A 12,774-nucleotide genomic window follows, 5' to 3' on the forward strand; every position below is an offset into this window, starting at 1 on the left:
TTCCGTTGTCCGGGTTCCACAAAGAAGCCGCGGCCGGCTAGTTCCCGCCCGGTCCGCGGGCGTACGATCGCGGGCATGGAACGTCCGCGCGGTGTGTGTGCCGGAAGGCCGGGCAGAAGGCCGGGCATCAGGGGGCCCGGTGCCGCGGGGCGTGAGTGAGGACTCCACCCCGGAGCAGGTCTTCAGCGGCTCCCCCCGGGGCCTGGAGCTGTTCCATGCCGTCGGAAGGCTGCTGGCCGTGCCCGCCCCGCCGGCGGTCCGCGCAACAAAAAGCCAGGTGGCCTTCCGGGAGAAACGCGGTTTTGCGTACCTGTGGTGGCCGGGGCGGTACGTGGATTCCGGGGTGCCTGCCGTGCTGTCGATCGCGCTCCCCCGGCGCATCGATTCCGCCAGGTTCAAGGAGATTGTCAACCCGTCGCCCGGGGTGTGGATGCACCACCTGGAGCTGCATGACGAGCGCGAGCTCGACGCCGAGGTTGCCGGCTGGCTGCGGGAGGCCCGTGCGGCGGCGGGCTGACGCCGGGGCCGACGGCCTCAGGCGCGTGGCGGCAGCTGGGGCCTGGGCAGGGCACCTAGTGGCACACCGGGGGCGGGCGGACCGATGTGGTCCGCCGCCCGGCCGCGCCGACTGCTACATGTGGTCGATCCGGATCTTCTTGGCCGTCGCGTCGGGGGCTGCCACGGGGGCCGGTGCCCGCACTTCAAGCACGCCGTCCTTGTAGGTGGCGGTGATGTCCTCTTCCCTGGCACCTGGCGGCAGCGCAACACTGCGCGAGAAGGAGCCGTAGCGGAATTCCGAGCGGTAGCCGTCCTTGCTCTTGTGCTCGGTCTTCTCCTCACGCTCTGCCCGGATGTGCAGCATACCCTCGCTCACGGAGACGTCGACGTCCCTGTCGGGATCAATCCCGGGAACCTCCGCCCGCACCACCAGGGTGGTGCCGTCCACAAACTGTTCGACCTTGATGGACGGTGTCATGGTCAGGTCCCCGTCAAGGAAACGCTTGATCGGATCCAGCACGTCCGACGGGACCCACTTGTTCAGTTCAGCCACGATTGTCCTCCTGCTTCCATGCCCCTGCCGAGGTGTGGTCAGGGGCTGTAGACCCATTACACACGCCGGCAGGGTCCGCGCTAAGGGCTGAAAGTCCTACCGTGGCCGGCACGCCCCGCCGGGTGCACGGACAGCGCGCGGCTCCGGCTCCCGCCGTCGTCGGCAGCTTTGGGAGCCTGGGCTAGTGGCCCATGCCGAGGCCACCGTCGACCGGGATGACGGCGCCGGAGATGTAGGCGGCCTCGTCGCTGGCGATCCAGCGGACCACGTTGGCGACCTCGGAGGCCTCGGCGAAGCGGCCGGCGGGAACCTTGGAGAGGTAGTCCTTCTGGGTTGCTTCGGCCAGTTCCGCCGTCATGTCCGTGTTGATGAAGCCGGGTGCCACGACGTTCGCGGTGATGCCGCGGGCGCCCAACTCGCGGGTTAGCGAGCGGGCAATGCCGACGAGGCCGGCCTTGGATGCCGAGTAGTTGATCTGGCCGGGCGCGCCGTAGAGGCCCGAGACGGAGGAGATAAGGACCACGCGGCCCTTGCGTGCCCGGATCATGCCCCTGGAGGCGCGCTTGATCACGCGGAAGGCGCCCGTGAGGTTGGTGTCGATGACCGAGGTGAAATCGTCCTCGCTCATGCGCATCAGCAGGGTGTCCTTGGTGATGCCGGCGTTGGCGACCAGCACCTCGACGGGGCCATGGGCGGCTTCCACTTCGGTGAACGCGGCGTCCACGGAGGCCTCATCGGTGACGTCGGCCTTGACGCCGAGGATGCCTGCCGGGAGCGAGGACTCGCTGCGGTAGGTGACGGCCACCCTGTCGCCGTTGGCGAGGAAGGCCTCGGCGATGGCGAGGCCGATGCCGCGGTTTCCCCCGGTGATCAGGACACTGCGGCCGGTGGTTGCTGTTTCAGACATGGTGGGGCTCCGGAATTCTGCGGCGGGGCGGTGCCGCGGTGGGGACGGGATTTTCCTGCCTCCGATCTTAGCGCCCGGCGCCGGCCGCGTTTGGGCGGCTCTCCCGTTGGTGAGAGAATTGGAGTAAGCCTTTGGGAGCGTGATCTGACAGCCGTGACACTGAAAAACGGACCCGGTGTACCTGTGCCCGGGAGCCCGGACGTACCGTCCGGTGATGCCGAGGTTCACAGCATCACGGACGCCGCCGCCGCGCACTCCGAAGAGATGCGCCAGCGGATGATCAAGTACGCCGTGGCGATGGGTATCCGCATGGTGTGCCTGATCCTGATTTTCGTCGTGGACGGCTGGTTCAAGATCCTCCCGGTCATCGGGGCCGTGTTTCTGCCGTGGATTGCTGTGATCATCGCGAACGGCGGCGACACGGCGGAGGTTCATAGTGACTCCCTGCTGGACTATGTTCCGATGGCCGAACTGGATGCGCCGGGAGCCTCCGCAGCCCCGGCGACCGACGCGTCTGAAGATGCTGCCATGACCCTGTTGCAGGGCGAACTGATCGAAGAAGAGGACGGACTTGCTGACGATGAAGGCGACCACGGGCGGGCTGCTTCATGAACCTGTTTGACCTTGCCGGGAGCGGGAGCGGGAGCCCGACGCCGGGCACCACCGAAGCGGTGTGCTCGCGTAAGGCCTGCCGGGCCGGAGCCGAGTGGCAGCTGCTCTGGAACAACCCGAAGATCCATACCCCCGAACGGCGCAAGATCTGGCTCGCCTGCGGAGAGCACCGGGCCTGGCTCGAGGATTATCTGCAGACCCGCGGGCTCTGGAAGGACACCGTGGCACTGAACCCGGCAGGCAGGGCAAGCTGAATGTACCGATTTCTCTTCTCCAGCAAGTGGCTGGGGTATCTGTTGCTGGCCGCGATTTTTGCCGCGGCCTGCGTCGGGCTGGGCCGCTGGCAGATGGACCGCCGCGCCGAGACGCTCGCCGAGATCAACCGGGTCACCTCGAACTACTCCGCCACGCCCGTGCCGTTCGCCGAGGTCAGGGACCAGTTCACCTCGCTGGCGGCGGAACGCGAGTGGACCCAGGTGGAGCTGAAGGGCAGTTACGACGTCGCCGGGCAGCGCATCGTCCGCAACCGCCCGCTTAACGGCCAGCCCGGCTACGAAGTCGTCGTCCCCTTTAGGTCAATTACCGGCGAGACCGTCGTGATTGACCGCGGCTGGCTGCCGATCGGCAACAACAATCCCGGCAGCCCCGACGTGGTTCCTGCACCCCCGCAGGGGACCGTAACCGTCGTCGCCCGGCTCAAACCCGCCGAGCCCGAGCTCCAGCGCGGCGCCCCGGACGGGCAGCTGGCATCGATCGATCTCACCGCCTACTCCGCGGAGCTGGGCTACCCGCTGCTGACGGGCGCCTACGGGCAGCTGGCCTCGGAGACCCCGGCAGCGGCGGACATGCCCTTCCCGTTCCCCAAGCCCTCCACCGAAGAGGGCACCCACCTGTCCTACTCGCTGCAGTGGTTCGCCTTCGGTGTGCTGATGTTTATCGGCTTCGGCTACGCGGCCCGCCAGCAGGCGCGAAACGCCGCCATCGACGCCGAGGACGCCGAAGCCCAGTCCGACGAAACCGACGCCGTCTTGATGCACTCCAGCGGCCCGGTGGCCCGCCGTCGTCCTGCCCCCCGCAAGCGGAAGAACGCGACCGCGGAGGAAGAGGAAGACGCCATCCTGGACGCCCAGGGGTTCTGAGGCGTGGCAAACGTGGTCCCGGAGCCCGTGGCCCGGGTGAAGCGGGCGCTGATCGCTCTAGGCGCCGGGGACACAATCACGGTGTTCGATTCGACAGTCCCGACGGCGGCCGCGGCGGCTTCGGCGCTGGGCTGCGAGGTCGCTGCAATTACCAACAGCCTCGTGTTCGACCTTGAGGGGGCCCCGCTGCTGATCCTGGCCAGCGGCGCGGCCAGGGTTGACGTCGGGAAAGTCGCGGCGCAGCTGGGCACCGGAAGAATCCGCCGGGCCTCCCCCGAGTTCGTCCTGCACCACACCGGCCAGGAAGTGGGCGGCGTGGCCCCGGTCGGGCATCCGGAGAAAATCAAGACGCTGCTGGACGAGTCGCTGAAAATCCACGCAGTCCTCTGGGCAGGAGCGGGAGACCACCACTCGATGTTCTCCATCAGCTACGACGAGCTGCAGAGAATCACCGAGGCCGAGGAAATGCCCGTCCGCTAGATCAGGGCGCCCACGCGTAGGCGCGAGGGCGCCTACGCGAGGGTAATGAGGTCCAGGTAGTCTTCGTTCCAGTGGTCCTCGATGCCGTCGGGCAGCAGCACAACGCGCTCGGGGTTCAGCGCCTCAACGGCACCTTCATCGTGGCTCACCAGCACTACGGCGCCGGTGTAGTTGCTCAGGGCGCCGAGGATTTCGGCGCGGCTGGCGGGGTCGAGGTTGTTGGTGGGCTCATCGAGGAGCAGCACGTTCGCACTGGAGGCGACGATGGTGGCCAGGGCCAGGCGGGTTTTCTCGCCGCCGGACAGCACACCGGCGGGCTTGTCGACGTCGTCGCCGGAGAACAGGAACGAGCCCAGGATGTTGCGGACTTCCGCGTCGTTCATGTCCGGGGCGGAGGAGCGCATGTTCTGCAGCACGGTCCGCTCCACGTCCAGCGTTTCGTGCTCCTGGGCGTAGTAGCCCACCTTCAGGCCGTGGCCCGCAACGACCTGGCCCGTGTCCGGCTTGTCAACGCCGGCGAGCATCCGCAGCAGGGTGGTCTTGCCGGCGCCGTTGAGGCCCAGGATGACCACCTTGGAGCCGCGGTCGATCGCGAGGTCAACGTCGGTGAAGATCTCCAGCGAACCGAAGGACTTGCTGAGGCCGTCCGCGGTGAGCGGGGTCTTGCCGCACGGCGACGGATCCGGGAAGCGCAGGGCTGCTACGCGGTCGGTCGCGCGGACGGCTTCAAGGCCGCCCAGCAGGCGCTCGGCACGCTTGGCCATGTTCTGCGCGGCGACGGCCTTGGTGGCCTTGGCGCGCATCTTGTTGGCCTGGTCAAACAGGACCTGGGCCTTCTTCTCCGCGTTGGCGCGCTCCCGCTTGCGGGCACGCTCGTCCGTTTCGCGCTGCTGGAGGTAGCGCTTCCAGTCCATGTTGTAGAAGTCGATCTGCGCACGGTTGGGATCCAGCAGGAACACCTTGTTCACGGTGGCCTCGAGCAGTTCCGTGTCGTGACTGATCACGATCAGGCCGCCCTGGTGGTTCTTCAGGAACTCGCGCAGCCAGGTGATGGAGTCGGCGTCGAGGTGGTTCGTGGGCTCATCCAGGAGCATCGTTTCGGCGTCCGAATACAGGATGCGGGCGAGCTCCACACGGCGGCGCTGGCCGCCGGAAAGGGTCTTGAGCGGCTGGTTCAGCAGCCGGTCCGGGAGGGCGAGGTTGGAGCAGATCGCTGCGGCCTCGGCCTCGGCAGCGTAGCCGCCGGCAGCTAGGAACTCGGACTCGAGCCGGTCGTATCGGTTCATTGCCTTGCGCTGGACCTCGGCGTCGTCGCTGGCCATGTCCTCATGGGACTGCCGGAGTTTGCCGACGGCGATGTCCAGGCCGCGGGCGGACAGGATCCGGTCGCGGGCCAGCTGCTCCATGTCCGGGGTCCGGGGGTCCTGCGGCAGGTAGCCGATCTCGCCGCTGCGGGTGACTTTTCCGCCGGCGGGCAGGCCTTCGCCCGCGAGCACCCGGGTCAGTGTGGTCTTGCCTGCACCGTTACGGCCCACAAGGCCGATCTTGTCTCCCTTGTCGATCCGGAAGCTCACCTGGTCCATAAGGAGGCGGGCGCCGGCGCGCAGTTCGAGATCCTGGACGGTAATCAATGCAGCTAAGGCCTTTCACAACAGGGAACGCCGCGGCACAACGGTGGTATCTGGAGGGGGCCGGGGCAGTGTGGCCGAGAGAACGGCCTCCCTCAGTCTACCGGCCCAGCCTCCGCCCGTTGACAAGTCCCCCGCCGGCCGCCGGAAACCCCGGACGACGGCGGTGCCGGCCGGGCGCTGCCCGGGCGCCGCCGGGGGCCATTGGTGCGGCCCTCCAGCTACCGGGGCCCCGGTTAGTGGAGCTCCTACAAAAAACCCGGCCCGGCATGCTCGTAAAGTCAGAATCAGACGCAGAACCGATTCACTCCCGATAGGAACTCCCCATGACGCAGAGCACCGGCAGCGCAGCCGCCACCCCCGCCCGGCAGCGGAACCGCTGGAACGCCACCGACCTCGGACTGATCGCGGTCTTCGCCGCGCTGGTGGCCGGCTCCGCCCTGATTGCCGCCATTCCGGTGGCCGGGATGGGCGTCCCCATCACGGTGCAGACACTCGCGGTGATGCTCACCGGCCTGGCCCTGGGCCCAGGCAGGGCGTTCGCCGCCGTCGGGCTCTACGTACTCCTCGGTCTCGTCGGGCTGCCGATCTTCAGCGGCGGACGCAGCGGGCTCGGGGTCCTGGCCGGTCCCTCGGCGGGCTACATCATCGGCTTCATTTTGGCCGCGACAGCGGCGGGCTGGCTGACCGTGCTCGTGCTGCGCCGCACGGCGGGCCACCCCGGCAGGCTGCGCGCGGTCCTGCTTTTCGCGGCCGTGATGGTGAGCAGCATCATCTTCGTCCATGGCCTCGGCATCCTCGGCATGATGGTCAACGCGAAGCTGGACTTCTCAAAGGCATTCCTCGCGGACCTGGTCTTCTACCCGGGAGATGTGATCAAAAACGTACTGGCCGTGACCATTGCGCTCGCCCTGCACAAGGCATTTCCGGATCTGCTGATCCGCCGCGTCCGGACAGGGGCCGGTGCCCCGGCCGGCACACCGGCTCCCCACGCCACGGTGGATCACCGGCCGTGAGCATCATCGCGCTGGACCGGGTTGCCGTGCGGGTGGCGGTTGACGGCCGCCCCGCCCCGAAAACCCTGCTGGCGGAGCTGACCCTGCGGCTCACCGAGCAGCGGATCGGCATCATCGGCGCCAACGGCTCCGGCAAGTCCACCCTGCTGCGGCTCCTCAACGGACTCGTGCTGCCCAGCAGCGGGACCGTGACGGTGGACAAGTGGGACACGGTGCGGTCGGTACGGGAGGTGCGACGGCGCGTCGGCTTCGTCTTCACCGACCCCCTGTCCCAGCTGGTCATGCCGACCGGGCGGGAGGACGTGGAACTGTCCCTCCGCCGCTCGGTCCGGAACGCCCGCGCACGCAGCCGCCAGGCGGAAGCAACCCTGGACCGCTTCGGGCTGCTGCCGCTGGCCGACCAGAGCATCTACGAGCTCTCCGGCGGGGAGCGCCAGCTCCTGGCCCTCGCCGCGGTCCTCGCCGTCGACCCGGAGGTGCTGGTCCTGGACGAGCCGTCCACCCTGCTGGACCTGCGCAACCGGGAGCTGCTGCGCCGGACCCTGGCCGGCCTGGACCAGCAGGTCATCCTTTCCACGCACGACCTTGAGCTCGCGCTGGACCTCGACCGGGTCCTTGTGGTCGACGCCGGCGCGGTGGTGTTCGACGGCGGGCCGGCCGACGCCGTCGCGCATTACCGCGCGCTGTGCGCTGCGGGGCTCCCGGCTTCCGGCGCAGCGGCTGACACGGTGCGGCCGGGACGGCCGGAGCTGGAGAATTTGCGCCGTGAGAATCCGGACCTGGCGCGGCAGCATCCGGTGCAGCCGTGAGCGGCCACGGATTCCTGCTGGCCAACTACGTACCGGGCAACTCCCTGCTGCACCGTGCGCCGCTGTGGCTGAAGTTCCTGCTGGTCGTCGGCTGCGGCATGGCTTCCTTCCTGATCGTGGACTGGGCCGTGGCCGCCGCCGCCCTGGCCGTGATGTGCGCCCTGTTCCTGCTCAGCGGGGCGGGTGTAACGCGGCTGTTCCGGGCAGTGCGGCCGGTGCTGCCGGTCCTGGCGGCGATCGGGCTGTTCCAGTGGTGGCAGATCGGCGGCCCGACCGCGGCGCGGATTGTGCTCAATGTGCTGGTCTGTATTGTGGCGGCGTCGATCCTCACGGCCACCACTCCGGTGCAGCGGCTGCTGGATGGGGTGGCTTCCCTGGCGAAGCCGTTCCAGCGCTTCGGTGCGGATCCGGAGCGCTTCGCGCTGACCATCGCCATCATGCTGCGCAGCATCCCGTTCATCGCCGGCGCCTACGGCGATGTCCGCGATTCCGCCCGGGCCCGCGGGCTGGAGCGCAACCCCCGGGCCCTGATCCTCCCGGTTTTCATCACCACCGTGGCCTTCGCCCGGCAGACCGGCGACGCCCTCGCCGCCCGCGGCCTGGGTGAGCACGAGACCGGGGAACATGCCCCGCCAGACACCCCCGCCGCTGGACATGCCCTCCCCTAATAGGGGTCTCGCCGCGCTCTGCGACATTATGCGAGTGACCCCCCGCGGAGCTGATCGCCACCCAGGCGGAGGCCGTGACACCGCGCCGCACGGCCGCCGCGGGCGCCGAGGTCGTGGACCTTGCCGCCACCATCCGGCCCAAGCGGGCCAGGATCACCCCGGAGCCGTGAACCCCCGCCTACGACACCCTCGAGAATTATGAGCGCTGGCATATACGCATCTGTGCCCGCTGCGGCCGACAGGCCGCGAAAGCGGCGAACTGGTCGGACGGCCCGATCTGCCGGACCTGTTTCGACAAGGCCACGCGCACACATGGATCCTGCCCCTGCTGCCGGACCGAACGGCTGCTGCCGGGCCGCGACGCCAGGGATGCCGGTCTGCCGGGACTGTGCGGGGATCACCCGCGACTTCTCCTGCGACCGCTGCCGCGTTGAAGGACCCCTGCTCGCCGGACGGCTCTGCCCCAGATGCACCCTCGCCGACAGGCGCACCGCGCCAGCAACTACCGAACTGGCGGACCGCCGCCTACCTGCGCGACATACTCATGCAGTGCGGGGTCCTGCCCGCCGTCGACCGGCAGCTCCTGCTCTTCGAGAGATGGCTCACCGGGCATCTGGCCGCCGTCGCCGACCCCGAACACACCCGGGTGCTGCACCGCTGCGCCACCTGGCACCGAAAATCCGAAGAATACCGAGTACTCAATCAACGGTCATTACCAGTCCGGCCCCCGTATCAGTTTGTAGCTGCCCCCGTCATTACCCGGTATCCGAGCTCGTGGTTGTATCCGTGGATCTCACGGGTGTCCAGTGCGGACATGAATGCCAGGATCCCGGCGGTGATGACCTGGCCCGGTACCAGGATGGGAAATCCCGGCGGGTAAGGAGTAACGAATCCGGCGGAGACCACCTCGTGGCCCGCCGCTACCCGCCGGGTCAGCTCGGCCGGGGAAAGATATTCGCATGATCCCGGCTTGTAGCTTTCGAAGTAGGCCGCTCGGATGTTTCCGTCCGGGGTGTGCGGGTCGCGTCGGTAACGGTCCGCGAAATGGCTGAAGTCCGGCAGCGGCGGGGGTGCGCTCGTGAGCGCTGCGACGCGGGCCGCGTGGGCTCGTTGGCCGAGCGGGCTCAGTGCGGCCTGCTCGTCTTCGAAGCGTTCGGCCAGTTTGACGAGAACCTCGATGAGGTAGGCGACGGAGCTGCGGCTGGTGCCGATGTTGGTCATGAACAGGACACTGTTTCTGGAGGTCTTGTTGACCTGGATCCCAAACTTGTCCATGAGGTATTCGTGTTTGAAGGTGTCGCCGTCGACGCCGGTCAGGCCGATATATAGGGTCAGTCGGCTGGGGTCAACGACGAATTCGTCCCGCCGCCAGGCCTCGTTCATGGCCGCGAGCCCGTCCCGAAGCGGCATCGGCCTGTCGCTTTCGCGATACTCCTCCGGGATCAGGTCCCGGGTGGTGAGGGTGCGGAAATACTTCTTCAGGAGGGGATGGCGTGCCACTGCCTGGGCGATGCTGACGGCGAGATCGGCCTGCTTTTGTACCAGTTCGAACCCCTCGAATTCAACCTGTCGGCGTCCGATGTCCAGTGAGGCCAGGATCTGATAGTTCGGTGAGGTCGAGGTGTGCGTCATATAGGCTTCGCGGAATGCTTCCTCGTTGAGGTGGCTGAAGTCCTGGTCGAAGACGTGGATCATGGAGCCCTGGCGCAGCGAGGTGAGGGTCTTGTGCGTTGATTGGGTGGCGTAGACCCGCAGACGGGCGGTTGCCGGATCCGGCACGAGTCGGGTCTTCATCCACACTTCGTCGGCGAGGGGCTCGTTCGTGTCGGGATCGTAGAGTTCCTTCACCTGCGCCGCATGGCGAAGCGTGTAGGAGGGGTCCTTGAAGGCCGCCTCCAGTTTTCGTGCCGCGGCCATCGCGGTCCGGCGGCGATAGACATGGTGGAAGCCGGCGAACGCGAACCAGGCCTCGTCCCACAGGAACACCAGGTCCGGTTTGATCGACAGGCACTCTTCCATGACCCGCTCGACGTCGTAGACGATGCCGTCGAAGGTGCAATTGGTCAGCGCGATCATCTTGACGTCGGCCAGCCGTCCGGCCCGGCGGTAGTCCAGCAGCATCGCCTTGATGCTGGCCAGCGGGACGGCGCCGTAGAAGGAGTATTCGTGCAGAGGGTAGGCATCCAGGTACGCGACCTGGGCGCCGGCAAGCATGAGCGCGTAGTGGTGTGACTTATGGCAGTTGCGGTCGACCAGGACCACATCGCCGGGGGCCACGATCGACTGGTGGACGATCTTGTTCGCCGTTGACGTGCCGTTGGTGACAAAAAACGACTTCTGCGCCCCGAACGCGCGGGCCGCCAGCATCTGGGCCTCCTTGATGGACCCGTGCGGGTCAAGCAGCGAGTCCAGACCTCCGGAGGTTGCCGAGGTCTCTGCCAGGAGCAGGTTGAGGCCGTAGAACTCGCCCATGTCCTTGATCCATTTGGAGTTCACCACAGACCCGCCGCGGGAGACTGGCAGCGCGTGGAAGACGCCCGCGGGTTTTCTGCTGTAGTACTGAAGGGCGGTAAAGAACGGCGTGTCGTAACGGTCCGCCACTCCGCGCAACAGCGACAGGTGCAGCTCCAGGCTGTCCTCCCGGCGGAAGATTCGGCTGAACCTTCGGGTCAGTGACCCGGCGAGCTGCTCGATAGAGACGCCCGCGACTAGGTAGAGATCGAGCTCGGGCCGCAGCTGCGCGATCTTGTCCGCCAGGCCAAGGATCCGCTCGATGGGCCGCAACGGGGCAAGGTCCTCTTCGGCGAATCCGGCAAGGAAGTCGCGCAGGTCATGGCCCAGCCGCTGTCGCGTGGTGGATCCGAACCCCGGCCGAAGAACACAGGCCTGAATGTCGGGATTCAACAACACCGCCACGAGCGCGTCCTCAAAGCTCGAGACTATGGTCAGTTCGTAGATGAACGCATCGGCAGGCCTGCGCTGGCGGAGCATCTCGGCTTGGAGGGCGTCCCGATCCGTAGCGGACATGTCATCGACGATGAGGACCTCGAATCTCGGCCGAACCTCCGCCGGGGCCTGCGCGGCCGGCAGCTCGGCACCGGGGGTATCCCTCTCGAAAGAGGATTCCCGCTCCTCAGCACCGGGGCTCAATCTCGCGAAACTGCGGATAACGGGTTCAATGAGTTCAAGCGCCCTGCGGTAGTCCCCGGCGTCGATGCGCTGGCGCAGCTGGGTGACATGCCGGTGCCCAGGGAACGCCCAATACATCTCGATCGCCTCCAGCAGTTGGAGCAGCCGCCTGATCTCACGCGGGAGGCCGTTCACCGAAGCCTCTGGTTCATCGGCAGCAGCCAACTGCTTGGTGGCGTAGCCCAGGAACTCCCACGCATCGCTGCGCAGCCGCCACACGCTGCTGGGTATCCCGATGAATGGCTCAGTTGCCGCGACCGTCGCCGTCACAACTTCGTTCAAGCCTTCATCCACGACGACGGGAAGGTCCGCTGTGCGGCCGTGGAAATCGTCGCTCGGTCCATGCACCGGCCGGTCTGCGGGTTGCATGATTCTTCCCTGACCTGGCTCCCCTGTTCGAGGTGGTTGTCTAGGAAATCAGGGGTTGGGCCCTGAGGCATGGTTCTCCTTCCTTGTCTGCCCATGTGCGCCATGCGCACTAGTGGGTGTTGTTGCTGAGCGGGGGATTATGCACACCTCGAAGCACCACAGCCGGAGACTTGGAAAGTCGCTGGCTGGTGCTAATGGCGCAGGGGCTGCCGGTCCTCGAAATGGAATCAGTCCAGTGTCGGCTGCTCGTGGACGTTCGTACCAGGCCGTCCACACATTCATGAAAGATCGAGACTGAAGAGCCGGCTAGACCTTCGAAGAGTCGCCATCGTTGCTGTCAGGACGTTGGCTATCAGGCTTCTCGTCTAGAAGCTCCAGCCGGAACGGCGACGGAACGGCCGTCAGCGGAACCCGCCCTAGCCGATGAGTGCCAGCACCGCTCGGGCCGTCACCACTCCGCCGGCTTCGGCGCGGAGGCCGGTTACAGTTCCGTCGCGGTGGGCGGAGACCTGGGTTTCCATCTTCATCGCCTCCAAAACAACCACCGGATCCCCTGCCGAGACCTCGGCGCCGGGCTCGACGAGCCACTTGACCACGGTCCCGGCCATGCCGGCGCGGAGTTCGCGAGGGTCGGCGTCTCCGTCGGCATGCGTGGCGCCGTCGGACTCTGAGGCTGCTGTCACTCCGGCGGGCAGGGTCCCGCCGGAGCGGGCCCAGCCGTCCAGCAGGTCCGCCGGCAGGCCGACCGCCATCCGGCGGCCGTCCAGCTCGACGGTGATGGTGCGGCGTGCGCCGTCGGGCGCGGTGGTGCTGAAGCGCGGGTCGGCGGCGATGGTGTCCGCGAAGTCGGTTTCGATCCAGCGGGTGTGGATGCCGAGGCCGGTTTCGGAGGTGAAGTCCGGGGAT

The 12,774-nt window shown here is 67.4% G+C and carries 13 protein-coding genes; 8 read left to right on the forward strand and 5 right to left on the reverse strand.

Annotated elements, in window-relative coordinates; all coding sequences use genetic code 11:
* The first annotated feature begins 151 nt into the window (after nucleotides 1–151).
* Nucleotides 152–517, forward strand: coding sequence for a DUF5655 domain-containing protein (locus tag ACZYZ5_RS12305; protein WP_463902010.1), 366 nt, complete (start codon nucleotides 152–154; stop codon nucleotides 515–517).
* Between the two features lie 114 nt (nucleotides 518–631).
* Here ACZYZ5_RS12305 and ACZYZ5_RS12310 read toward each other — a convergent pair whose 3' ends face one another.
* Nucleotides 632–1,051, reverse strand: a complete 420-nt coding sequence (locus tag ACZYZ5_RS12310) for an Hsp20/alpha crystallin family protein (protein WP_463902011.1) — start codon at nucleotides 1,049–1,051, stop codon at nucleotides 632–634.
* 181 nt (nucleotides 1,052–1,232) lie between these two features.
* Nucleotides 1,233–1,958: a 3-oxoacyl-ACP reductase FabG gene (gene fabG / locus ACZYZ5_RS12315; RefSeq protein ID WP_463902012.1), complete on the reverse strand. Its 726-nt coding sequence runs from the start codon at nucleotides 1,956–1,958 to the stop codon at nucleotides 1,233–1,235.
* Between the two features lie 153 nt (nucleotides 1,959–2,111).
* Between fabG and ACZYZ5_RS12320 the strand changes: the two genes are divergently transcribed.
* The 4 genes from ACZYZ5_RS12320 to ACZYZ5_RS12335 are packed head-to-tail and all read left to right on the forward strand — an operon-like array spanning nucleotide 2,112 to nucleotide 4,189.
* On the forward strand, nucleotides 2,112–2,570 hold the full coding sequence (locus ACZYZ5_RS12320) for a DUF3099 domain-containing protein (RefSeq protein ID WP_463902013.1): 459 nt from the start codon (nucleotides 2,112–2,114) through the stop codon (nucleotides 2,568–2,570).
* Nucleotides 2,567–2,824 (forward strand): hypothetical protein, encoded by a 258-nt coding sequence (locus tag ACZYZ5_RS12325; protein ID WP_463902014.1) that lies wholly within the window; start codon nucleotides 2,567–2,569, stop codon nucleotides 2,822–2,824. The genes ACZYZ5_RS12320 and ACZYZ5_RS12325 overlap by 4 nt, the downstream gene beginning before the upstream one ends.
* Entirely contained in the window at nucleotides 2,825–3,709 is an 885-nt protein-coding gene (locus ACZYZ5_RS12330; RefSeq protein ID WP_463902015.1) for an SURF1 family cytochrome oxidase biogenesis protein, read from the forward strand.
* Between the two features lie 3 nt (nucleotides 3,710–3,712).
* Entirely contained in the window at nucleotides 3,713–4,189 is a 477-nt protein-coding gene (locus ACZYZ5_RS12335) for a YbaK/EbsC family protein (protein WP_463902016.1), read from the forward strand.
* A gap of 32 nt (nucleotides 4,190–4,221) precedes the next feature.
* Here the strand turns inward: ACZYZ5_RS12335 and ACZYZ5_RS12340 are convergent, their stop codons facing one another.
* Nucleotides 4,222–5,820 (reverse strand): ABC-F family ATP-binding cassette domain-containing protein, encoded by a 1,599-nt coding sequence (locus ACZYZ5_RS12340; RefSeq protein ID WP_463902017.1) that lies wholly within the window; start codon nucleotides 5,818–5,820, stop codon nucleotides 4,222–4,224.
* A gap of 323 nt (nucleotides 5,821–6,143) precedes the next feature.
* Between ACZYZ5_RS12340 and ACZYZ5_RS12345 the strand changes: the two genes are divergently transcribed.
* The 3 genes from ACZYZ5_RS12345 to ACZYZ5_RS12355 are packed head-to-tail and all read left to right on the forward strand — an operon-like array spanning nucleotide 6,144 to nucleotide 8,310.
* Nucleotides 6,144–6,833 (forward strand): biotin transporter BioY, encoded by a 690-nt coding sequence (locus ACZYZ5_RS12345; RefSeq protein ID WP_463902018.1) that lies wholly within the window; start codon nucleotides 6,144–6,146, stop codon nucleotides 6,831–6,833.
* Nucleotides 6,830–7,642 (forward strand): energy-coupling factor ABC transporter ATP-binding protein, encoded by an 813-nt coding sequence (locus ACZYZ5_RS12350; RefSeq protein WP_463902019.1) that lies wholly within the window; start codon nucleotides 6,830–6,832, stop codon nucleotides 7,640–7,642. Before ACZYZ5_RS12345 ends, ACZYZ5_RS12350 begins: the two co-directional genes overlap by 4 nt.
* A complete protein-coding gene (locus tag ACZYZ5_RS12355) occupies nucleotides 7,639–8,310 on the forward strand; it encodes an energy-coupling factor transporter transmembrane component T family protein (protein WP_463902020.1) in 672 nt (223 codons plus the stop codon). Before ACZYZ5_RS12350 ends, ACZYZ5_RS12355 begins: the two co-directional genes overlap by 4 nt.
* A 732-nt stretch (nucleotides 8,311–9,042) precedes the next feature.
* On the opposite strand, the gene ACZYZ5_RS12360 is transcribed toward ACZYZ5_RS12355, so the two are convergent.
* Both ACZYZ5_RS12360 and ACZYZ5_RS12365 read right to left on the reverse strand, forming a co-directional pair.
* Nucleotides 9,043–11,868, reverse strand: a complete 2,826-nt coding sequence (locus tag ACZYZ5_RS12360; RefSeq protein ID WP_463902021.1) for an aminotransferase class I/II-fold pyridoxal phosphate-dependent enzyme — start codon at nucleotides 11,866–11,868, stop codon at nucleotides 9,043–9,045.
* Nucleotides 11,869–12,284: 416 nt separating this feature from the next.
* Nucleotides 12,285–12,774 (reverse strand): acyl-CoA carboxylase biotin carboxyl carrier protein subunit (locus tag ACZYZ5_RS12365; protein WP_463902022.1); only part of this gene is annotated, 490 nt, incomplete at its 5' end.

The organism is Pseudarthrobacter ribosi (genome assembly GCF_055412865.1).

Excerpts from the sequence above, each read along its gene's own strand:
- fabG (WP_463902012.1), bottom strand. The coding sequence starts at position 1,958 with ATGTCTGAAACAGCAACCACCGGCCGCAGTGTCCTGATCACCGGGGGA.
- ACZYZ5_RS12325 (WP_463902014.1), top strand. The coding sequence starts at position 2,567 with ATGAACCTGTTTGACCTTGCCGGGAGCGGGAGCGGGAGCCCGACGCCG.
- ACZYZ5_RS12330 (WP_463902015.1), top strand. The coding sequence starts at position 2,825 with ATGTACCGATTTCTCTTCTCCAGCAAGTGGCTGGGGTATCTGTTGCTG.
- ACZYZ5_RS12345 (WP_463902018.1), top strand. The coding sequence starts at position 6,144 with ATGACGCAGAGCACCGGCAGCGCAGCCGCCACCCCCGCCCGGCAGCGG.
- ACZYZ5_RS12360 (WP_463902021.1), bottom strand. The coding sequence starts at position 11,868 with ATGCAACCCGCAGACCGGCCGGTGCATGGACCGAGCGACGATTTCCAC.